We start from the raw sequence: 21630 nt of genomic DNA, 5'->3' as shown, positions 1-21630 counted from the left end.
TGAGATGAAGCTGGCCGTCATCGCCGGAGACGGTATCGGACCGGAGGTCGTCACCGAGGCGCTCGCCGTGCTCGACGTCGTTGCACCCGGTGCCGAGAAGACCGAGTACGACCTCGGCGCGCGTCGCTACAACGCCACCGGGGAACTGCTGCCGGACTCGGTGTTGGCCGAACTGCGCGAGCACGACGCGATTCTGTTGGGAGCCATCGGTGATCCGTCGGTTCCGAGCGGCGTGCTCGAGCGCGGACTGCTGTTGCGCGCTCGGTTCGAGCTCGATCACCACATCAACCTGCGTCCGGCCAAGCTGTACCCGGGTGTCGTCGGCCCACTCGCCGGTGACAAGGACATCGACGTCGTGGTCGTGCGGGAGGGCACCGAGGGGCCGTACACCGGCAACGGTGGCGCGCTTCGTGTCGGCACCCCGCACGAGGTGGCCACCGAGGTCAGTGTCAACACCCGTTACGGGGTCGAGCGGGTGGTGCGCAACGGTTTCGAGCGGGCTCTGACTCGGCGCAAGCATCTGACGCTGCTGCACAAGACCAATGTGCTCACGTTCGCAGGCAGCCTCTGGGCTCGCACGGTGGACGAGGTCGCGGCCGAGTTCCCGGACGTCGAGGTCGCGTACCAGCACATCGACGCCGCGATGATTCACCTCGTGACCGACCCGGGCCGGTTCGACGTCATCGTCACCGACAATCTGTTCGGAGACATCGTGACGGACCTGTCGGCGGCGGTGACCGGCGGAATCGGTTTGGCCGCAAGCGGAAACATCGATGCGACCGGAACCAATCCGAGTATGTTCGAGCCCGTGCACGGCAGTGCTCCCGACATCGCAGGGCAGCAGAAGGCGGACCCGACGGCCGCGATCCTGTCGGTGTCGTTGTTGCTCGATCATCTGGGCGATGCGGCAGGTGCGGCGCGGGTGGAAGCCGCTGTCGCAGCGGATCTCGCCGAGCGAGGAACCACAACCGCGTCGACGAAGGACATCGGCGCGAGAATCGCAGCGCGTCTGTAGCAGGGCCGTCACGACATGCCACGGTGGGCCGACTGCCCACCGTGGCATGTCGTGTTTCTCGGGCATCCCCGCAGGTCTGGATCAGCCGGCGCTGTCGGAATTCTCGTCGGGAGTCTCGGGACGTGGATCGTCGGGGACGATCGGTACGGAGAGTGCAGGGAAGATCGCCGACACCAGGAATGCGACGGGAAAGCTGACCGTCGCAAGCGCCCCGAAGATCGGCGGTACGGCCGACGCGAACACGTACTGACTCGTGTTCTGCACGCCGAGGGCGCGTCCGCTCCAATACGGTCCCGATATCTCTGCAACAGCAGTGAAGGCAAGGCCGTTCGGTGCAACGGTGGCGACGGACGCGACGACGAGCAGGACGATCGCGGCGGGGGAGTCGAACCAGTCGGCGATGCCGAGCCCCAGCATGCTGACGGTGGCGGTGGCCGCAACCCACCGTAGGGGCCGCATGCGGCTACCGACCCGATCGGAGAGTGCTCCGACGCTCATCCGGCCCAGTGCACCGAGGATCTGGGTGACGGTGACGAGGACGCCCGCAGCCGCAGCAGTCCACCCTCGGTCGGTCATCAGCCACACGAGCGCAAACGTCCAGACCACGTACTGCGGAACCACCAACAGGATGGACGTGGCATGAATGCGCCACAGTTGGCTGCTGCCTCGGTACGGATTGTCGAGCAGACCCTGCGCCGCTGCGTCGATACGATTCGGACGGGGAGGGTCGACGACCGCCAGGCACAGCAGGGCGCTCGCAGCGCACACGGCAGCGGGTACGAGCAGTGCCACTCCGACGCCGTGGTCACGGGCGATGGGTGGGATGGTGAGGGCGGCAAGGGCAACGCCCAGGGGCACCGACATCTGCCTGATGCCCATTGCCAGTCCACGGCGATGCGGCGGGAACCATCCCACCACCACGCGTCCGCTGGCGCTGTTCGCACTGGCCGCTGCCATACCGCCGACCAGCAGCAGGACGGCGAGCACCGGGATGGACGTGCTGACCACCGCGCCGAGACTCGCTGCGGCCGTGAGCCCGAGCCCGATCACCAGAACGAGACGTTCGCCGATGCGGTCGACGAGCACGCCCCATGCGATGAGGGTCAGCATGATGCCGACGGTGGGCATCGCAACCACGAATCCTGCAGTCGCAAGGCCGAGTCCCCGGTCGTCGTGCAGGGCAGGAATGAGAAATGCAGCACCGTTGATGAAGACGGCGCCCGCAGTCTGCGCGAGCATCCCGAGCACGAGCATGAACCACCGTCGCGTCTCGCCGATGCTGGACAACTGCTTCGTGTCGCTCATTCCGGCCTTTCGTCTCAAAATATGGACATACGATCTTGCTATGTGGATCAACGCGAACTTTACACCGGCGAAAGATCGGTGGATCGGACGGCGTCGACGTGCGGAGAACGACGGTCGATAGACTTCCGGCATGCGTCTCGGTCGAATTGCAAGTCCTGATGGTGTGGCATTCGTGAGTATCGAAGGTGAGGGTGACTCGCAGACTGCGAAGGAAATCGCCGAACATCCTTTCGGCACACCCACGTTCACGGGTCGGTCGTGGCCTCTGGCCGACGTGCGACTGCTCGCCCCCATCCTCGCCAGCAAGGTCATCGCCATCGGTAAGAACTACGCCGCGCACGTGGCCGAGATGGGCGGTGAGGCTCCGAAGGACCCCGTGATCTTCATCAAGCCGAACACCTCCATCGTCGGGCCCGGAGCGCCCATCGTGCTGCCACCGTCCTCGAACGAGGTGCACTTCGAGGGTGAACTGGCGATCGTCATCGGCCGCCCGTGCAAGGACGTCCCGGCCTCCAAGGCGCACGAGGTGGTGCTCGGATACACCGTCGCCAACGACGTCTCGGCCCGTGACCACCAGAAGCACGACGGACAGTGGACTCGCGCCAAGGGGCACGACACCTTCTGCCCACTCGGGCCCTGGATCGAGACCTCGCTCGACCCGACCGATCTCGAGATCAAGACCGAGGTCGACGGCGTGGTCAAGCAGCAGAGTCGCACTTCGCTTCTGCTGCACGACATTCCGAAGATCATCGAATGGGTGTCCGCGGTGATGACACTGCTCCCCGGAGACGTCATTCTCACCGGAACCCCCGAGGGAGTCGGACCCATCACCGACGGAGACAGCGTGTCGATCACCGTCGAGGGAATCGGTACCCTGACCAACCCCGTCGCAGCGAAGAAGTAGGGCGAGCATGACCACAGCAACAGATGTCCGCGTTCGGTTCTGCCCGTCGCCCACCGGGACCCCGCACGTCGGTCTGGTCCGAACCGCACTGTTCAACTGGGCGTTCGCCCGGCACCACGGCGGCACCTTCGTCTTTCGCATCGAGGACACCGACGCAGCACGCGACTCCGAAGAGTCCTACGCCGCCCTGCTCGACGCGTTGCGCTGGCTCGGCCTCGAGTGGGACGAGGGCCCCGAGGTGGGTGGCCCGTACGAGCCCTACCGGCAGTCGCTGCGTCGCGAGCAACACGTTGCCGTCGTGCAGCAGTTGCTCGATGCCGGCGAGGCCTACGAGTCGTTCTCCACACCGGAGGAAGTGGAATCCCGTCACAAGGCAGCCGGACGCGACCCCAAACTCGGTTACGACAACTTCGACCGCGACCTGACGCCGGAGCAGCGCGAGGCCTATCGAAGCGAGGGACGCGGGGCCGTCGTGCGACTGCGGATGCCCGATCACGATCTGACGTGGAACGACCTCGTGCGCGGGGAGACCACGTTCAAGGCCGGGACCGTACCGGATTTCGCTCTGACCCGAGGCAACGGAGTTCCGCTGTACACGTTGGTCAATCCGGTGGACGACGCACTGATGAAGATCACTCACGTCCTGCGCGGCGAGGACCTGCTGTCGTCGACGCCTCGTCAGCTCGCTCTCTACGAGGCACTGATCCGGATCGGCGTCGCAGAACGCACCCCCGAGTTCGGGCACCTGCCGTTCGTCATGGGCCAGGGCAACAAGAAGCTGTCCAAGCGTGACCCCGAATCGAATCTGTTCATCCACCGCGATCGTGGGTTCGTTCCGGAAGGTCTGCTGAACTACCTCGCTCTTCTCGGCTGGGGCATCTCGGACGATCACGACGTCTTCTCTCTCGACGAGATGGTGGCGGCGTTCGAGATCTCGTCGGTCAATTCCAACCCGGCACGCTTCGATCAGAAGAAGGCCGACGCGATCAACGCCGAGCACATCAGGATGCTGGCAGCTGACGATTTCGCGGCGCGGTTGCGCGAATACCTCGTCGCGCAGGGCCATCTCTCCGAGCCGGTCGACGAGAAGGTGTTCGCCGTCGCGGCCGATCTGGTGCAGACCCGCATCGTCGTCCTCTCGGATGCCTGGGGACTGCTGAAGTTCCTGTTCGTCGACGAGGCGGACTTCGGGATCGACCCTGCGGCCGCGGCGAAGAACCTCGGTGCCGATGCCGCACCCGTTCTCGACGCCACGGTCGAGGCGCTGACGGCGTTGCAGACCTGGACCACGGCCGATCTGGAGGCGACTCTCAAGGACGCGCTGATCGAGAAGCTCGAGCTCAAGCCGCGCAAGGCTTTCGCCCCGATTCGGGTGGGAGTGACCGGGTCGCACATCAGTCCGCCGCTGTACGAGTCCATGGAATTGCTCGGGCGCGAGAAGACCCTGGCACGCCTGGCTGCAGCACGCGCCCGGGTGGCGTGACGGCGCACGGCCGCAGGCGCACCGCGGGCCGCGGGGGCAGCCTCGAATGAGTGTCTCCGATCGACTGGATCGACTCCAGCGCAGGCGGCCGGTCCTCGGCTATCCCATTGCGGTGGTGTACAAGTTCGTCGACGATCAGGGCGGCTACCTCGCCGCCCTGATCACGTACTACGCCTTCGTCTCGCTCTTTCCTGCGCTGCTGCTCTTCTCCGTGATTCTGGGCATCGTGTTGATGGGCAACCCGGAGCTGCAACAACAGATCCTGAACTCGGCACTCGGTCAGATCCCGGCGGTCGGTGAAGAATTGGGGCGTCCCGAACGGATAGGTGGCGGCACGGTCGGTCTGGCGGTGGGTATCCTCGGGTCGCTGTACGGCGGGCTCGGTGTGTCCGTTGCGCTGCAGAACGCGATGAACACCGCATGGGCCGTACCGAAGAATCTCCGGCCCGATCCTATTCGAGCCCGAGTGCGGGGACTGGGTTTGCTGAGCACCGTGGGCCTGGCGGTACTGGCTATCACCGCACTCAATGTGCTCAGTGCCGCAGGATATTTCGGCCCGGAATCAGGTCTCGTCGTCTTCGTGATCGGAACGCTGCTGTACGTCGGGGTGTTCGTCGTTGCGTTTCGGCTCGCCACAGTGCGAGCGGTGTCGATCGGACAGGTACTCCCGGGAGCCGTAGTGGCCGGTCTGACGTGGCAGCTACTGCAGACGTTCGGCGGTGTGTACGTGAAATACGTCGCCGCGAGTTCGACGGTGACGAACGGTGTCTTTGCAGTGGTGCTCGGGCTGTTGGCCTTTCTGTACGTGACCTCGGTATCGATCGTGATCTGCATCGAGATCAACGTGGTTCGTGTCGACAGGCTGTTCCCGCGGTCCCTTCTGGCCCCGTTCACCGACGATGTCGAACTGACCGAAGGTGACAAACTCACCTACACCGGACAGGCAGAAGCACAACGCAGCACGCCGTTCGAGGACATCGACGTGACGTTCGCCGACCCACCGGGAGCTCAGTCCGAATCCGGCTCCGAGCCTGCAGCCGAAGCGCCGTAGAAGCGGTCTATTCTCGTCTCCATCGGAAACCGGACGGCCGTGTCGCCGAACATCAGCCGAGTTGCCGACAACGCCGATGCTGCAATCGCTTCGGCGGCACGCTCAGAGTCGGCGGCGGGACAATGCACCACCACCTCGTCGTGTTGAAAGAACACCAACTCGCTGCTGGTCCCGGAATCCCCGTCGCTCCTGCGGGCTCCGCTCCCGGCCAACCGGCCACGCAGATCGGCCAACAAGCACAGCGCCCATTCGGCGGCGGTGGCCTGTACGACGAAATTGCGCGTGAACCGGCCCCGCGCGTGCGCGTCACCTTCCGACCACCACTGCGGCGAGGGCGGTGGGCAGGCCCGTCCGAGCCACGAACGAACGACCTCGCCCCGTTCTCCCGCGCGGGCGGCCTCCTCCACCAGTGCGACGGCACCGGGGAACGAGGCCCGTAGTCGCGTCAGCAGCGAACGCGCCTCGCCGGAGGTCGCCCCGTACAGGACCCCGAGAACGGCAACCTTGGCGTGGCTGCGATCGCCACCGAACGATGCTGCCGCCACCGGTGCATACAGATCTGCGGTGCCTGCCGCGGCGACCATACCGGGATCGCCGGACATCGCAGCGAGAATGCGCGGTTCGAGCTGACCGGCGTCGGCGGCCACGAACGTGTACCCGGGATCGGCGATCACACTGGCGCGCAGGGGTTTCGGAATCTGCAGGCCGCCTCCGCCGCGACTGGCCCACCGGCCCGAGACCACAGCGCCGGGAACATAGACCGGACGGAAACGATCGTCGCGAACCCACGCGTCGAGCCATGCCCACCCGTTCGCAGCGTGCAGCTTCGACAGATCGCGGTGGCGCAGCAGCAGCGGAACTGCCGGGTGATCGATGTCGCGGATGACGTGCGCTCGAGTCGATGTCAGTTCGATACCGACGCGCGCGAACGCGGCCACCAGCTCCACGGGAGAGGCAGGGTTGACGCGCCGCCCGAACGCCGACGAGATCTGGTTCTCGAGCTCGACCAGAGCCGGGGGTGCAGAACCGTCCAGCGGCCGCGCACCGAGCATCGTGTCCAGATGACGGCGATGTGCCGACGCCGAGAACGGCAACCCGTCGAAGGTCATCTCCGCGGCGGCCAGGCCCCCGGCCGACTCGGCCGCCGCCAGCAGGTGCAGTGCGCGATCGTCACCGATGTCGCGAAGCTGACGCCGATACTCGGTGAGCACGGCCGCGGGATCGGAGTTGGGGTTCGCGTCGAACAGCCCCGGCCGCAGGTCGGCGGGAGCCGACGGGACAGTCGCCGAGCCGGCGCGCATCGCCAGAATCGCACCGACCAGGGCCAGATCGTGACAGCGGCGTACGCGTACTCCTCGTTCGAGCAACCGAGGGTAGATCCGGCTGGTGTCCTCCCACACCCACCTCGGCCGTTCGTCTCGCTCCAGCCCGGCAACGGCCGCGACCGGATCCTCGGCCACCGTGGGTTCACGCTGCATCGAGCCGTCGTCGGCGAGGTACGTCAGTACCGCCTGCTCGCCCTGAGGAACGAGCAGAACCCTCATCGGACTCGGCTGGGTCTGCGATCGGTCACGGAGAACAAGTCTGCTCCACTGGTCGGACGAGGCGTCGAGGGGGCTCCTGGGGCCCGAGGAAGCTGCGACTCGGGCCGGCCCCGACGTCTGCGCCGCGCGGTTTCGGTGGCTCTGAGCAGCCGATTTGCAGAATGGGTAGTCACCTTTGATAGTCTCTATCCCGGCTCGAAACGCAGTGCACATCGATCGTGGTGCGCAGTTCGATTCAAGTCCATTGGGGTATGGTGTAATTGGCAACACAGCGGTTTCTGGTACCGCCATTCTAGGTTCGAGTCCTGGTACCCCAGCGAGCAGGTGAGGGCGATTTTGTCGCCGAGGCCGAGGCAGTTAAGCTGGCTCAGCGTTACAAGCTCGAACAACAATGCAGGTGAAGTTCCTGGCCCCGTCGTCTAGCGGCCTAGGACGCCGCCCTCTCAAGGCGGTAGCGCGGGTTCGAATCCCGTCGGGGCTACAACAGACAACACCCTCTCGATCCGTGGATCGGGAGGGTGTTGTCGTTTCGGTGTGGGCGTCTCAGACGCTCTTGCGGCGGAACATCTTCTGATGGTCGGCCGGACCGTGAGCGTTGTTGACCTTCGGCCCACCGTCCTTGTGTTCGACGGAATTGTGGGACTTGCTGTTCTTCTGTTCCAGGACTTCGCGGAATTTCTTCTTCAGTTCTTCACTGCCGGATTCGGGCATGGGTGACTCCTCGCAGTCGACGACCGGCCGGGTAGGCCGCTCGAGACGAAGGTACCCCACTCTCGCAGCGCGATCAGCTGGTTTTCCTCGGGCCGACAGGTCTGCGCCCTGCCTCAGAGTCGCTTGTGCAGTGCGTCCGCGGCCGCCAGGAGATCGGCGGCCCAGCGCGCTCCGGGCTTGCGCCCGATTCTATCGATCGGTCCCGACACCGAGATCGCCGCCACCACAGCGTCGTTGCTGTCGCGCACCGGCGCGGCAACGCTCGCGACGCCCGGTTCGCGCTCGCCCGCACTCTGCGCCCAACCGCGCCGTCGAACCTCGAGGAGGGTGCGCTCACCGAATTCCGCATCGGGCAGAACTGTTCGTTGAGTCTGTGAATCTGCCCATGCGAGAAGCACTTTGGCACCCGACCCGGCCGTCATCGGCAGGCGTGCTCCGACGAGCACGGTGTCTCGAAGTCCGGTCGGCGGCTCCATGGACGCCACGCACACCCGCACCGTTCCTTCGCGCCGATAGATCTGCACACTCTCGCCGGTGATCTCGCGTAGGCGGGGGAGTACCGAGGCAGCAGCATCGAGGAGGGCATCCGATGCGCTCGCCGCGAGCTCGCCCAGTCCCGGCCCGGTCCGCCACAGGCCGTCGGCATCTCGTACCAGAAGCCGGTGGGTCTCCAGGCCGACCGCGAGCCGGTGGGCCGTGGCCCTGGGCAGGCTCGTTCGAGCGCACAGATCACCCAGATTGCAGGGCTTCTCGGCCACCGCGTGCAGCACCGTCATCGCCTTGTCGAGGACACCGATACCGCTCGATTTGTCGACGAGGCCATTGGGGCTATGCTGTCTCATAGAACGATATTAGCCTCCCGCATGCTGAGATTGCACAACTACGACATCTTCGGTGCGCGTCGGGGGCATGATGTCGAGACGATCACGCGAGGTGAACCAGCCCGTTCACCGGCGCGACGACGACAGGGAAAGACGAGGTCCGCGACAGCGATGTCCGAAACACCGAAGACTTTGGCGGAGAAGGTATGGGACCAGCATGTGGTGGTCCGAGGCGGCGGCGAAGGCGGGGCGCGTGAGCCGGATCTGATCTACATCGACCTCCATCTGGTGCACGAGGTGACGAGCCCGCAGGCGTTCGACGGACTTCGCTTGGCCGGCCGCGGGCTGCGTCGTCCCGATCTGACGATCGCGACCGAGGACCACAACGTCCCGACGGCCGACATCTTCGCGCCCATCGCCGATCTGGTCTCGCGCACGCAGGTGGACACCCTTCGACGCAACTGCGAGGAATTCGGTGTTCGGCTCTATCCGATGGGCGATCTCGATCAGGGCATCGTGCACATCATCGGCCCACAGCTGGGTCTCACCCAGCCCGGCATGACCGTGGTGTGCGGAGACAGTCACACCTCGACGCACGGTGCCTTCGGCTCGATCGCAATGGGCATCGGCACCAGTGAGGTCGAGCACGTCATGGCCACGCAGACCTTGTCGCTGCGTCCTTTCAAGACGATGGCCATCACCGTCGACGGAGAACTCGCCCCCGGTGTGACGAGCAAGGATCTCATCCTCGCAGTCATCGCACAGATCGGCACCGGCGGCGGTCAGGGCTACGTCCTCGAATACCGCGGTGAGGCCATTCGCAAGCTGTCGATGGAAGCGCGAATGACCATCTGCAACATGTCGATCGAAGCCGGAGCGCGGGCAGGCATGATCGCACCCGACGAGGTCACCTACGAGTACCTGAAGGGACGCCCGCACGCTCCTCGCGGAGCCGACTGGGACGCGGCTGTGGCCGCGTGGAACGAATTGGCGACCGATCCGGATGCGGTGTTCGACAACGAGGTCCACATCGACGCCGACACGTTGACGCCGTTCGTCACGTGGGGAACGAATCCGGGTCAGGGTGCGCCACTTGGCGATACGGTGCCCGATCCGGAGGCGATGGTCGACGAGAGCGAGCGGGTGGCAGCCCAGAAGGCCTTGCAGTACATGGGCCTGGAAGCGGGCACGCCCATCCGCGATATCGCCGTCGACACCGTGTTCGTCGGCTCGTGCACCAACGGCCGAATCGAGGATCTGCGGGCCGTCGCGTCCGTTCTCGAAGGACACCGGGTTGCCGACGGAGTGCGAATGCTGGTGGTACCGGGTTCCATGCGGGTGCGAGCGCAGGCCGAGGAGGAAGGTCTGGGTGAGATATTCACGGCCGCAGGAGCGGAGTGGCGTCAGGCCGGTTGCTCGATGTGCCTGGGAATGAACCCGGACCAATTGGCGTCGGGCGAGAGATCGGCGTCGACGTCCAACCGCAATTTCGAGGGTAGGCAGGGCAAGGGTGGGCGCACCCATCTCGTGTCACCGTTGGTAGCAGCGGCAACGGCAATCCGCGGAACCCTGTCGTCTCCGGCGGATCTCGCGTAAACGCGTCTTCGCTCGGATCGATCGAACTCAGAGGAGCACATTCGATGGAAGCTTTCACTCGACACACCGGTATCGGAGTTCCGCTCCGGCGGTCCAACGTCGACACCGACCAGATAATCCCCGCGGTCTACCTCAAGCGCGTCACGCGCACCGGATTCGAGGACGGGTTGTTCGCCGCCTGGCGCTCGGACCCGAACTTCGTGTTGAACCTCGAGCCCTACGACCGAGGCTCGGTGCTCGTTGCCGGGCCCGACTTCGGTACGGGATCGTCACGCGAGCATGCCGTCTGGGCACTCTCGGACTTCGGATTTCGGGTCGTGATCGCCTCCCGTTTCGCCGATATCTTCCGCGGAAACTCGGGTAAGGCCGGGCTGCTGGCTGCCGAAGTGGATCAATCCGACGTCGAATTGCTGTGGAAAGCCTTAGAAGAACAGCCCGGTCTGGAAATAATTGTCGACCTCGTCGACAAGACCGTAACGGCTGGAACGTTGGTGGTGCCCTTTGCGATTGACGACTACACGCGGTGGCGTCTGCTGGAGGGCCTGGACGACATCGGATTGACATTACGCCAGGTAGAGGCCATTACGGAGTACGAAAAGTCAAGGCCTTCATACAAACCCCTGACCCTTCCGGCGCGGATCGAGACACCCGCCGAAAGCTGATCGGCGGCGGTCCGACACGCTTTGCGGCCGTGAATCATTCCGCGACACCAGAATGAAAATTGGCGTGGCGCATAGACTCTTGACGACTTGGGGTTTACCGTTGTAGTAGTCGGTCCGACGATGGGCCACCATATAGCGGAGGAAATCCATGAACAAGGCAGAGCTGATTGACGCCCTGACCGAGAAGTTGGGGTCTGATAGGCGGAGCGCCACAGAGGCTGTCGAGAACATCGTCGACACCATCGTGCGCGCAGTGCACCGCGGCGAGAGTGTCACGATCACGGGCTTCGGCGTGTTCGAGCAGCGTCGTCGCGCAGCCCGCGTCGCCCGTAACCCCCGCACCGGCGAGACCGTTCGCGTGAAGCCGACCAACGTTCCGGCATTCCGTCCGGGTGCGCAGTTCAAGGCCGTCATCGCCGGTGGCCAGAAGCTGCCCGCCACCGGTCCTGCCGTCAAGCGCGGTGCCGCTGCGGCTCCGGCCAAGAAGACTGCGGCTGCGAAGAAGACGGCTGCGAAGAAAGCTGCCGTGAAGACGACCGCCCGCAAGGCAACCACCGCTGCCGCCAAGAAGGCAGCACCGGCCAAGACCACAGCTCGTAAGGCAGCGGCTCCCGCGAAGACCGCCGCCAAGAAGGCAGCTCCCGCGAAGACCACCGCGCGCAAGACCGTTGCGAAGAAGGCTCCGGCCAAGACGACTGCGCGCAAGGCCGCAACGACTGCTGCTCCCGCCAAGAAGGCTCCGGCCAAGACAGCGGCCAAGAAGACCGTTGCCAAGAAGGCTCCGGCCAAGAAGGCACCGGCCAAGAAGGCCCCCGCGAAGCGCGCAGCAAAGAAGTAGAGCCTGCCTGCTTCACGTACGACAGTGTGAAACACCGCGGAAGGCCCCCGACTCGAACATCGAGTCGGGGGCCTTCTGTCGTTGGTGTTGCGCCGCTCAGCCGTCGGCGGTGAGGGTGGGCAACGGACTGGCGATGTGGTCGGCAGCGATGAGCCGACCGTCACGACGCGAGAGCACCCAAACACTGCCCTTACGATTTCGGTTGGCAGGCAACGTGATTCCGTCTTTTTCCGCCCACCATCGCATCAAGTCGGGAATCACCTTTCCCTGGCTGCAGACAACAGGGGTGCCGGGCAGTTCGGCTATGTCGCGAGCGCGATGTCGCCCCTTGCGAGGGTCGTCGGCGTAGCCTTCCTCGGACAGCAGATGCTCGGGAGTGATGTCCACACCCAACGATTCGGCGAACGGAGCGACTGTCTGGACGCATCGAGCACGGTCGGCTGCGTACACGGAATCACCGCCGAAGGCACGAAGCAGAGAGACCAAGGATTGGGCCTGCCGCCGTCCGGTCCTGTCGAGCGGACGGTCGACATCGTTGCCCTTGAACCGCGAGCGCGACCCGGCACTGCCGTGACGAACCAGCAGAACCGTCGAGGTGTCGGCAGGCTTGGCCACGAACCGGCGAAGGATCTTGTGGTCCATGGGGTACGAGAGTTCGCGGCCGACGTCCTCGGGTGCCACCCAGCGCAGTTCGTCCACCTCGACATTGGGGACGAACTCGCCCCCGGTGACCTCGGCCGCCCAGTACAGCACCTTCTTGACCCGACGATGCCCCGGAATCGGGTAGGTGACGTAGGACAGCGACCGTCCCAGTCGTGAGTCGAATCCGGTCTCCTCCTTCACCTCTCGGACCGCTGCGTCGACAGCTGTCTCGCCGGGATCGAGCTTGCCCTTGGGGAACGACCAGTCGTCGTACTTGGGCCTGTGCACCAAGGCGACCTCGACGCCGGAGTCGCCGCTCGGTGAACGACGCCACAGGATCGAGCCGGCCGCAAAGATGTTGGCGCGGGGAGAACCGTCGGAAGTGCCCATCAGGACGCCTGATTCCTCCGACTGCGCATCAGGTCGACCTGATGTTCACGAACCTTCTCGCCCCGAGCAGGTGACGCGACCCAGCCGCCGTCCGGTCCCAACTCCCAGCATCGAGTGGTGGGGTCGAGGGCGGAATCGAAGATGTCGCTGAGCTGGTTCGCCAGTCGGGGATCCTTGACCTGAGCCATCACCTCCACTCGGCGATCGAGGTTGCGGTGCATCATGTCTGCGCTGCCGATCCAGAACTCGTCCGCACCCTGGAAATGCAGAACCCGTGAGTGTTCGAGGAATCGACCGAGGATGGAACGAACTTCGATGTTCTCCGACAGCCCGGGAACTCCCGGCTTGAGCGCACATATTCCGCGGACCACCACCTTCACCGGCACTCCGGCAATCGATGCTCGGTAGAGCGCGTCGATGACCTGCTCGTCGACCAAGGCGTTGGCCTTGAGGCGAATTCCGGCCGCACGGCCACTCTTGAGGTGTTCGACCTCCGCTTCGATGCGCTCGACGATGCCGCGCCGCACCCCGTACGGAGCGACCAGAAGGTTGCGGTACTTGGACTTTCGCGAGTATCCGGTCAGCGAGTTGAACAGATCGGTGAGGTCGGCCCCGATTTCGGGCGACGACGTCAGCAGGCCCACGTCCTCGTAGATACGCGCTGTCTTGGGGTTGTAGTTGCCGGTACCGATGTGGCAGTACCGGCGAATGACCGACCCCTCTCGGCGCACCACCAGGCAGGTCTTGCAGTGCGTCTTGAGGCCGACGAGGCCGTAGACCACGTGCACGCCCGCCTTTTCGAGCTTGCGTGCCCACTCGATGTTGGCTTGTTCGTCGAAACGCGCCTTGATCTCGACCAGTGCAACGACCTGCTTGCCCGCTCCGGCCGCGTCGACGAGTGCGTTGACGATCGGCGAATCTCCCGAGGTGCGATAGAGCGTCTGCTTGATGGCGAGCACCTGAGGATCGGCCGCTGCTTGCTCGATGAAGCGTTGGACGCTGGTGGAGAAGGAATCGTACGGATGGTGCACCAGGACATCGCCGTCGCGCAGAGTCGAGAACACGCTCTTGGGGGTCTCGCGTTCACCGAACGCGGGGTGGGTGGCAGGAACGAAGGGTGCGTCCTTGAGGTTGGGGCGGTCGACGCTGTAGACCTGCCACAGGCAGGACAGATCCAGCAGTCCGGGAACCTGGATGACATCGCCGGGATCGACGTCGAGCTCACGCAGCAGCAGTTCGAGCATGTGCTCGGTCATGTCGTCGGCGATCTCGAGACGGACCGGCGAGCCGAAGCGCCGCCGAGCGAGTTCTCGCTCCAGAGCCTGCAGCAGGTCCTCGTCGCGGTCTTCCTCGACCTCGAAATCGGCGTTGCGCGTGATCCGGAACGCGTGGGACTCGACGACTTCCATGCCGGGGAAGAGCACATGGAGGTGAGCGGAGATCAACTCCTCCATCGACAGGAAGGCGTCGATGCGGTGAGTGCCCTCGCCGCGCTTGACGCGCACGAAGCGATCGACGTTGTCGGGGACCTTGACGCGGGCGAAGTGCTCCCCGGTCGTGGAGTAGTCCTTCACTGTCACAGCGAGATTGAGGCTCAGGCCGCTGATGTAGGGGAACGGGTGCGCCGGGTCGACGGCCAGCGGTGTGAGAACCGGGAACACCTGTTCGGTGAAGTAGTCCGACAGTCGCGCACGCTCGTCGCTGTCCAGATCGGACCACCGGATGATCGCGATGCCCTCGGCGGTGAGCTCGGGCAGAATCGAATCCAGCAGCACTCGCGCGTGTTTGAGCGCAAGTTCCTGGGTGCGCTGCCCGATCACCGCCAGCTGTTCGCGAGGAGTCATTCCGTCGGCCGATCGAACCGACAGACCGGTTTCGTCGCGACGTTTGAGACCGGCGACCCGGACCATGTAGAACTCGTCGAGATTGGACGCGTAGATGGCGAGAAACTTCGCCCGCTCCAGCAAGGGCAGCGAGGAGTCCTCGGCGAGAGCGAGGACACGCGAGTTGAAATCGAGCCAGCTCAATTCTCGGTTGAGATAGCGATTTTCGGGAAGAACGGTCGCAGCGTCCACCGATTCCGGTGTGGCGGCCGGTAGAGCGGACGGGATGCTCGGCATCGTCGACGCGATCGGCGCGCTCCACGCCGGCTCCGAGCCTGCGGCCTTTCCTGTCTCGATCGGCGGATCCTGGTTCGCTGGCTGCACGTCGTCTTTGCTCACCGCACGATCATCCCCCATACCCGGCGTCGGTGAAACTCCGATGGCCGAACTCGGGCCAGTGTTCACCCGGCTGCCGTGGCGGTCCCTACCGTCACGCAGTCGTCGCGGATGCCTCGTCGTTCCACCCGAGCGAGTGGAGAACGGCCGCCGTCGCCGGTCCGACTCCCAGACGATGCGCTCTGCGGACGTCGTCGGCGGTGTCCACGTCCAGTCGAAGGCCAGGCCACTCGCCGTCGAGTTCCCGTGCGCCCGAGGCGGTATGGCGGCGTGCGGAGTCCGGCCCGAACAGCGGTGTCAACTCGTCGGGGGAATCCTTGAGGATCAGGGCAGCGGTTCCCGTGCCGTGATGATCGACCACGAGTGATCTGCCTCCCCGCCGGGCGCGCTCGTAGGCCTGGGCGAGTTCTGTCGAACGCATCGCCGGAAGGTCTGCCTGCAACGCGATGATGTCGACGTGGCCCGCGCTGACGGTCTCGTCCCCATCGACGTCCGCGCCGACGTGACCGTGACGCAGTACGTGCGCCGCGGCCGCGAACGCGTGATTGAGGCGTTCGTCCGGTTGCAGTGCCGGATCGCGGACCGGTTCGTCGAACACCCGTGCACCGATTCTGCGGGCGGTGTCCGCGACGAGAGGATCCGGGGTGACCACCGTGACCGAATCGACCGCCGACACCGAGTCTGCGGCGGCCACGGTGTCGCTGAGCATCGCGAGCACCAATCGTGTCCGGTCGGGTGCCGAGAACTCCGCCGCCAGGCGCGACTTCGCCGTGGCCAGATCCTTCACCGCGATGAGAACCCTGACGACGCGGTCGCCGTCGTCGTCTCGTGATGCACCCATGGTGCTCGATCCTGCCAGCGTCATGGATCTGTGCCGACTCCGACCGCCCGAGCAGGTCTGCGCGTTAGGGTGATGCGCGCGTGGACAGGGCATCGGCGAAGTAGGCGAGGGGTTGGCGGAATGAGCAGAGCAGCGGTATTGGGGTCGGGTTCGTGGGGCACCGCATTCGCCAAGGTGTTGGCCGATGCCGGAACGGACGTCACCATGTGGGCCCGCCGTGAGGAACTCGCCGCATCCATCACCGACGACCACGAGAACAAGGACTACCTTGCGGGAATCGAGCTGCCGTCCTCGATTCGCGCGACGAGTGATCCCGTCCGTGCACTCGACGGTGCCGACATCGTGGTGCTGGCCGTGCCCTCACAGAGTCTGCGGGCCAATCTGGGGGCGTGGACCGACTCGATTCCGCCGCACGCGACGCTGCTCTCCCTGGCGAAGGGGATCGAGACCGGAACGCTCATGCGGATGAGCCAGGTGATCTCTCAGGTCACCGGCGCGGATCCCAGCCGGGTCGCGTGCCTGTCCGGGCCCAACCTCGCGCGCCCGATCGCCGAGGGACAGCCCGCCGCGACGGTCATCGCGTGCTCCGACTCCCAGCGTGCCCTCGAGATTCAAAAATCTTGTGCCACAGGATATTTCAGGCCCTACACCAACAGCGATGTCATCGGTGCCGAGATCGGGGGTGCCTGCAAGAACGTCATCGCCCTCGCGTGCGGGATGGCCGCAGGCGTCGGGTACGGCGAGAACACCCTCGCGTCGATCATGACCAGGGGCCTGGCCGAGATCATCCGCCTCGGAGTAGCACTCGGTGCCAAGCCGTCGACGCTGTCGGGCCTGGCCGGCGTGGGCGACCTGGTCGCCACCTGCTCGTCCCCCCTCTCGCGTAATCGCACGTTCGGAGAACGACTGGGTTCGGGTGGCTCCCTCGAGAGTGCGCAGGAAGCAGCGCACGGGCAGGTTGCCGAAGGCGTCAAGTCGTGCACCTCGGTCCGGGCGCTCGCCGAGAGTTACGACGTCGAGATGCCGCTGACCGACGCCGTGCATCGCGTCTGTCACGGCGGCATGTCCGTACCGGATGCGGTCGGGCACCTGCTGGGACGTCGCATCAAGCCCGAGTGAGGCAGTGATCGCGGTCTCGCGACGAACAGGGCGAATCCGCGTTCGACGAGCCGCGGCGGTACGGTTTCTCATCGTGAGTACTCCCCGCATCAAAGTTGCCGTCGTCTTCGGGGGCCGCAGCAGCGAGCACGCTGTGTCCTGTGTATCGGCAGGTAGCGTGCTGCAGAACCTCGATCCGGCCAGGTACGAGGTGGTTCCCGTGGGAATCACCCCGGACGGTGCGTGGGTACTCGGCTCCTCCGACATCGACGCGCTGACGATTCACGACCGCGTCCTGCCCACCGTGGACAAGACCGGGGCAGCGCTGGCTCTCAGTACGGACCCGGGTCACGCCGGCGCTCTGCTCGCCCTCGGCGAGGGGGAAGGCGGGACGGTGCTCGCATCCGTCGACGTCGTGTTCCCGGTTCTGCACGGACCGTACGGCGAGGACGGCACCCTGCAGGGTCTGCTCGAGTTGGCAGGCGTTCCGTATGTCGGGCCGGGCGTGCTGGCCAGCGCTGCGGGGATGGACAAGGAATTCACCAAGAAGCTGCTCGGTGCCGAAGGATTGCCGATCGGTCGCCAGGTGGTACTCCGACGCGGGGTCGACGACCTGACGGCCGGCGAGCGTGACCGAATCGGCCTGCCCGCATTCGTCAAGCCGGCCCGAGGCGGATCGTCCATCGGAATCTCACGCATCACCGCGTGGAACCAACTCCCCACCGCGATCGCCGTCGCACGCGAACACGACCCCAAGGTCATCGTCGAGGGCATGATCCACGGCCGCGAGGTCGAGTGCGGAGTGCTCGAATTTCCCGACGGCACCGTGCGCGCGAGCGCCATCGCCGAGATCCGAATTCCCGACGCGGACATCGACGATCATGCCTTCTACGATTTCGACACCAAGTATCTCGACGATGTCAGTGAGTTCGACATCCCGGCTGCCCTCGACGACGCCACGAGCGACCGCATTCGTGAGCTCGCCGTCGCCGCCTTCCGCGCGTTGGACTGCCAGGGCCTGGCGCGGGTGGATTTCTTCGTCACCGAGAACGGCCCGGTCATCAACGAGATCAACACCATGCCCGGGTTCACCTCGATCTCGATGTACCCCAAGATGTGGGCCGAATCGGGCGTCGACTACCCGATGCTGATCGCCACCCTGATCGACACCGCTCTCGCCCGCGGTACCGGTTTGCGTTAGATCTGTTGCGGCCCGGCGCTACTGCAACGGAGCCGGGTCGAGAGGTTGCTGGGGCAGCGCGCCCGACACGGCGGAGGACGCGTCCTGCAACGGGGTTGGGCCCGAGTCGCCCGGAATCGTCAGGGCAACGTACACACCGCGATCGACGACGAACCACGTGCTGGCATCGATCCCGTCGTCTGCGCCGGACACCTCGAACCACTGAACGCCGTTGATCACCTGAAGCGGCGCGGCCACATCGAACCCGATCGGCCGGGGCAGACCGCAGCGCAACACGACCGGCTCGGCGTTCTCCTCGGCCGAGACCCACGCGCGGACGCCGACCGGGGCCGGGTCGGCCAGTTCGGCTCTCGTGTAGTCGCCGAGGTCTTCGGGCAGGGCGTCGAGCAGCGACGTGCACTGCGCACTCGCGGCATCGGGGGAGTCGACCGGGCCGAGCGCGACCGGATCGAGGACGGGTGAGCGATTCACCGCGATGGCGGCAACCAGAACTCCGACGACGAGCGCGACCGGTAGCGCGATCGCGGTGGCGATGACTGCGGGATGGCGCTGCTCGCGAGTGCCCTCGGTCTCGGCGGGGCCGTCTTCGGTGCCGGCGTCGTTGCCGGTGTCGGGTGAATTCACGAGCTATCCGACGGACGTCGTCGACCGAGGGGCCACGGGGCAGGTGAGGGTGCGAGTGATGGCATCGACCTTCTGAATGCGAGAGACGATCTCGGCGATCTGGGCGTCGGAGGCACCGTCGGCGCGCGCGATCACGTCGTAGGGCCCGACCACTGCCTCGGCCGACACGACACCGTCGACGGCCTCGATCTTTTGTGCGACGGCCGTCGCACGACCGACCTCGGTCTGAACGAGAACGAATGCTTGCACCATCGGTGGTCCCTTTCCCCTGCCGGACTTCTCGACTGTAGGTTGGTTCGACTACGTTCTCTTCGCACGTAACCTGCTGCATCGGTACTGTCCCGACCGCCGCTAAAAGGTACCGCAGGCGCGGCACTCGCTCCGCGCGAGACCGTCGCGCACGCACCGCGTTCTCAGGGAGGAACATCATCGACGACACCGTCATCGACTCGGCCACCGGCAGCGAGCGCACCGTCGCGCAGGTCGGCGAATTCGACGTGATCGCTCGGGCCATCACAGGCCGCGAGCAGCCGTCGTCGACCATCGTCGGGCCCGGCGACGACGCAGCCGTGGTCGCCGCGTCCGACGGTCGGATCGCGGCATCGACCGATATGTTGGTGCACGGCAGGCACTTTCGGCTCGACTGGTCGAGTCCGATACAGATCGGCCGCAAGGCGATCGCGCAGAACGGCGCGGACATCGCCGCGATGGGCGCGCAGTGCTCGGGTTTTCTCGTCTCTCTCGGATGCCCGGCCGACACTCCGGTGAGCGTGACCGACGGTCTCAACGAGGGCATGTGGCTCGAGGCGGTTGCTGCGGGATCGGCCGTCGTCGGTGGCGATGTGGTGCAATCGCCGGAGCTGGTGATCTCGATCACCGCGCTCGGCGATCTCCAGGGCCGGGCCCCGGTTCTTCGATCGGGGGCGCGTGCCGGTGATGTGATCGCCTATGCGGGGCGGCTCGGCTGGTCCGCGGCCGGCCTGGCCCTACTGCTCGGCGACCGGGACGGAACGGGCCACGACGCCGTGTTGGACGCACACCGAGTGCCCGTCCCGCCGTACCGCGCCGGGATCGACGCCGCAGAGGCGGGTGCGACCTCGCTCACCGACGTCTCCGACGGGCTGCTGGCCGATCTCGGCCACATCGCCGACGCATCGGGCGTTCTCGTCGACCTCGATCCCGACCTGCTGGAGATCCCCGTCGAACTGCGTTCGGCAGCAACGCTGACGGGGCACGATCCGCTGGAGTGGGTACTGACCGGAGGCGAGGATCACGCGCTCGTCGGCACCTTCCCCGACGCCGCCGCCGTTCCCGGGGGATGGACGGTGATCGGCCGCGTCGAGCACGGAGACGGTGCGCCTGCGGGTCGAGTGACGGTCGGCGGACGCGTCCACGCGGGTAGCTCGGGATGGTCGAGTTTCGAGGGCGAGTGAACGCGGGTCGGGTCGGTCGAGTCGGCTAAGTTGCAGAGATGGCTATCTATGCGCTCGGTGATCGCGAACCCGACATCCACCCCGACGCCTACGTTCATCCCGACGCCGTCGTCATCGGAGCGGTGACCTTGGCTGCCGGATCGTCGGTGTGGCCCACTGCGGTTCTGCGGGCCGACTACGGCACCATCTCGATCGGCGAGGGCACCAACGTGCAGGACGGGACCGTGGTTCACTGCACTCCGATCGACGCAACGGTCATCGGTTCCGGGTGCGTACTGGGCCACAATGCGCACGTCGAGGGTGCGACCATCGGGGACAACTGCCTCATCGCGTCGGGCTCGGTGGTACTGAACGGATCGAAGATCGGGGCGGGCTCGATCGTCGGTGCAGGCGCGGTGGTGCCGTTCAAGTTCGTCGTTCCCGAACGTTCCATGGCGCTCGGCGTGCCCGCCAAGATCCGCGAGGGCTACCAGGTTCCCGACGGGCATGTCGACATCAACGTGCAGATGTACTCGGCCAATGCCGCGTACTACCGCGACGCGCTGCGCCGGATCGACCGGTGACGCCCCGGCCGCTGTCCGAGAGCGTCGAGTCGGGCTGGGCTGCTGCCCTCGCTCCGGTCGAGACGAATGTCGCTGCGATGGGCGACTTCCTGCGAGCCGAACTCGCCGCCGGACGGCACTACCTGCCCGCGGGTGAGAACGTACTGCGCGCTTTTCGCTACCCCTTCGATCGGGTTCGCGTGCTCATCGTCGGTCAGGATCCGTATCCCACGCCGGGACACGCAGTGGGCCTGAGCTTTTCTGTCGCGCCCGACGTGCGACCCGTACCGCGGAGTCTGAGCAACATCTTCAAGGAGTACTCCGACGATCTCGGTCTGCCCACGCCGAGCACCGGCGATCTCACACCCTGGTCGGAGCAAGGAGTGATGTTGCTCAACAGGGTGCTCACCGTCGAACCGTCGCAGGCGGCGTCACACCGCAAGAAGGGCTGGGAAGCGGTGACCGAGCAGGCGATTCGGGCATTGGTCGCCCGAGCGGAGAACCCCGACGCGCCCGGACTGGTGGCAGTTCTCTGGGGACGTGACGCGGCAACCCTGAAGCCGATGCTCGGATCGGTGCCCTTCATCGAATCCGCTCATCCGTCACCGCTGTCCGCCTCACGCGGTTTCTTCGGATCCAAGCCCTTCAGCCGCGTCAACGAACTGTTGGTCGAAGGCGGAGACGAACCGATCGACTGGACGTTGCCGTGA

21 protein-coding genes and 2 tRNA genes are annotated in these 21630 nt (G+C 65.6%); 14 read left to right on the top strand and 9 right to left on the bottom strand.

The genetic code is table 11. The features are described from left to right. The first annotated feature begins 4 nt into the window (after positions 1 to 4). Positions 5 to 1015 (top strand): 3-isopropylmalate dehydrogenase, encoded by a 1011-nt coding sequence (locus CH273_RS21065; protein ID WP_032397760.1) that lies wholly within the window; start codon positions 5 to 7, stop codon positions 1013 to 1015. 81 nt (positions 1016 to 1096) lie between these two features. Here the strand turns inward: CH273_RS21065 and CH273_RS21060 are convergent, their stop codons facing one another. Next, complete coding sequence (locus CH273_RS21060) at positions 1097 to 2320, bottom strand: MFS transporter (RefSeq protein WP_032397761.1); 1224 nt, start codon at positions 2318 to 2320, stop codon at positions 1097 to 1099. A 130-nt stretch (positions 2321 to 2450) separates the two neighbouring features. Between CH273_RS21060 and CH273_RS21055 the strand changes: the two genes are divergently transcribed. The 3 genes from CH273_RS21055 to CH273_RS21045 are packed head-to-tail and all read left to right on the top strand — an operon-like array spanning position 2451 to position 5758. After that, a complete protein-coding gene (locus tag CH273_RS21055; RefSeq protein ID WP_032397762.1) occupies positions 2451 to 3224 on the top strand; it encodes a fumarylacetoacetate hydrolase family protein in 774 nt (257 codons plus the stop codon). Between the two features lie 7 nt (positions 3225 to 3231). After that, the gene (gltX, locus tag CH273_RS21050) at positions 3232 to 4707 is read left to right on the top strand and encodes a glutamate--tRNA ligase (RefSeq protein ID WP_032397763.1); all 1476 of its coding nucleotides are present in this window, start codon (positions 3232 to 3234) and stop codon (positions 4705 to 4707) included. 46 nt (positions 4708 to 4753) lie between these two features. Beyond that, a complete protein-coding gene (locus tag CH273_RS21045) occupies positions 4754 to 5758 on the top strand; it encodes a YihY/virulence factor BrkB family protein (protein ID WP_032397764.1) in 1005 nt (334 codons plus the stop codon). Here the strand turns inward: CH273_RS21045 and CH273_RS21040 are convergent. Then, positions 5716 to 7302 carry a bifunctional 3'-5' exonuclease/DNA polymerase gene (locus CH273_RS21040; RefSeq protein ID WP_032397765.1) on the bottom strand — a complete coding sequence of 529 codons (1587 nt, stop codon included), beginning with the start codon at positions 7300 to 7302 and terminating at the stop codon, positions 5716 to 5718. The two genes, CH273_RS21045 and CH273_RS21040, sit on opposite strands and share 43 nt — an antisense overlap. A gap of 245 nt (positions 7303 to 7547) precedes the next feature. Between CH273_RS21040 and CH273_RS21035 the strand changes: the two genes are divergently transcribed. Further along, a tRNA-Gln gene (locus tag CH273_RS21035) sits at positions 7548 to 7619 on the top strand. Positions 7620 to 7710: 91 nt separating this feature from the next. Continuing rightward, positions 7711 to 7783 (top strand) — tRNA-Glu (locus CH273_RS21030). Between the two features lie 62 nt (positions 7784 to 7845). Here the strand turns inward: CH273_RS21030 and CH273_RS27805 are convergent. Continuing rightward, positions 7846 to 8013, bottom strand: coding sequence for a DUF5302 domain-containing protein (locus tag CH273_RS27805; RefSeq protein WP_170946045.1), 168 nt, complete (start codon positions 8011 to 8013; stop codon positions 7846 to 7848). Between the two features lie 113 nt (positions 8014 to 8126). Continuing rightward, positions 8127 to 8855, bottom strand: a complete 729-nt coding sequence (locus tag CH273_RS21025) for an IclR family transcriptional regulator (RefSeq protein WP_032397766.1) — start codon at positions 8853 to 8855, stop codon at positions 8127 to 8129. A 150-nt stretch (positions 8856 to 9005) separates the two neighbouring features. Between CH273_RS21025 and leuC the strand changes: the two genes are divergently transcribed. The 3 genes from leuC to CH273_RS21010 all read left to right on the top strand — a co-directional run bounded on the left by leuC (position 9006) and on the right by CH273_RS21010 (position 11930). Next, positions 9006 to 10430 (top strand): 3-isopropylmalate dehydratase large subunit, encoded by a 1425-nt coding sequence (gene leuC, locus CH273_RS21020; protein WP_032398343.1) that lies wholly within the window; start codon positions 9006 to 9008, stop codon positions 10428 to 10430. A 44-nt stretch (positions 10431 to 10474) separates the two neighbouring features. After that, positions 10475 to 11092, top strand: coding sequence for a 3-isopropylmalate dehydratase small subunit (gene leuD, locus CH273_RS21015; protein ID WP_032397767.1), 618 nt, complete (start codon positions 10475 to 10477; stop codon positions 11090 to 11092). A 148-nt stretch (positions 11093 to 11240) separates the two neighbouring features. After that, positions 11241 to 11930: an HU family DNA-binding protein gene (locus tag CH273_RS21010; RefSeq protein WP_032397768.1), complete on the top strand. Its 690-nt coding sequence runs from the start codon at positions 11241 to 11243 to the stop codon at positions 11928 to 11930. Positions 11931 to 12026: 96 nt separating this feature from the next. Here CH273_RS21010 and CH273_RS21005 read toward each other — a convergent pair whose 3' ends face one another. From CH273_RS21005 to cofC, 3 genes are all read right to left on the bottom strand, one after another. Beyond that, positions 12027 to 12962, bottom strand: coding sequence for an NUDIX hydrolase (locus tag CH273_RS21005; protein ID WP_032397769.1), 936 nt, complete (start codon positions 12960 to 12962; stop codon positions 12027 to 12029). Beyond that, the gene (locus CH273_RS21000) at positions 12962 to 15082 is read right to left on the bottom strand and encodes an RNA degradosome polyphosphate kinase (RefSeq protein WP_230597037.1); all 2121 of its coding nucleotides are present in this window, start codon (positions 15080 to 15082) and stop codon (positions 12962 to 12964) included. The genes CH273_RS21005 and CH273_RS21000 overlap by 1 nt, the downstream gene beginning before the upstream one ends. Before the next feature lie 193 nt (positions 15083 to 15275). Beyond that, positions 15276 to 16040 carry a 2-phospho-L-lactate guanylyltransferase gene (gene cofC / locus CH273_RS20995; RefSeq protein ID WP_371828404.1) on the bottom strand — a complete coding sequence of 255 codons (765 nt, stop codon included), beginning with the start codon at positions 16038 to 16040 and terminating at the stop codon, positions 15276 to 15278. Positions 16041 to 16142: 102 nt separating this feature from the next. Between cofC and CH273_RS20990 the strand changes: the two genes are divergently transcribed. Next, on the top strand, positions 16143 to 17141 hold the full coding sequence (locus CH273_RS20990) for an NAD(P)H-dependent glycerol-3-phosphate dehydrogenase (protein ID WP_032397770.1): 999 nt from the start codon (positions 16143 to 16145) through the stop codon (positions 17139 to 17141). Between the two features lie 73 nt (positions 17142 to 17214). Continuing rightward, on the top strand, positions 17215 to 18321 hold the full coding sequence (locus CH273_RS20985; protein WP_032398346.1) for a D-alanine--D-alanine ligase family protein: 1107 nt from the start codon (positions 17215 to 17217) through the stop codon (positions 18319 to 18321). A gap of 18 nt (positions 18322 to 18339) precedes the next feature. Here CH273_RS20985 and CH273_RS20980 read toward each other — a convergent pair whose 3' ends face one another. Next, a complete protein-coding gene (locus tag CH273_RS20980) occupies positions 18340 to 18945 on the bottom strand; it encodes a DUF3515 domain-containing protein (protein ID WP_032397771.1) in 606 nt (201 codons plus the stop codon). Positions 18946 to 18948: 3 nt separating this feature from the next. Further along, positions 18949 to 19197 carry an Lrp/AsnC ligand binding domain-containing protein gene (locus tag CH273_RS20975; RefSeq protein WP_032397772.1) on the bottom strand — a complete coding sequence of 83 codons (249 nt, stop codon included), beginning with the start codon at positions 19195 to 19197 and terminating at the stop codon, positions 18949 to 18951. Positions 19198 to 19388: 191 nt separating this feature from the next. Here CH273_RS20975 and CH273_RS20970 point away from each other — a divergent pair, with 191 nt between their 5' ends. From CH273_RS20970 to CH273_RS20960, 3 genes are read left to right on the top strand one after another with little or no spacing between them, the layout of a single operon-like run. Further along, entirely contained in the window at positions 19389 to 20378 is a 990-nt protein-coding gene (locus CH273_RS20970; protein ID WP_052050287.1) for a thiamine-phosphate kinase, read from the top strand. Positions 20379 to 20416: 38 nt separating this feature from the next. Next, on the top strand, positions 20417 to 20941 hold the full coding sequence (locus tag CH273_RS20965; protein WP_032397774.1) for a gamma carbonic anhydrase family protein: 525 nt from the start codon (positions 20417 to 20419) through the stop codon (positions 20939 to 20941). Further along, the gene (locus CH273_RS20960; RefSeq protein WP_032397775.1) at positions 20938 to 21630 is read left to right on the top strand and encodes a uracil-DNA glycosylase; all 693 of its coding nucleotides are present in this window, start codon (positions 20938 to 20940) and stop codon (positions 21628 to 21630) included. The genes CH273_RS20965 and CH273_RS20960 overlap by 4 nt, the downstream gene beginning before the upstream one ends.

The organism is Rhodococcus sp. 05-339-2, from assembly GCF_002258965.1.
GTDB lineage: Bacteria > Actinomycetota > Actinomycetes > Mycobacteriales > Mycobacteriaceae > Rhodococcoides.
Note: the sequence above shows the minus strand (reverse complement) of the source record. Positions and strands in the feature narration are given on the sequence as shown.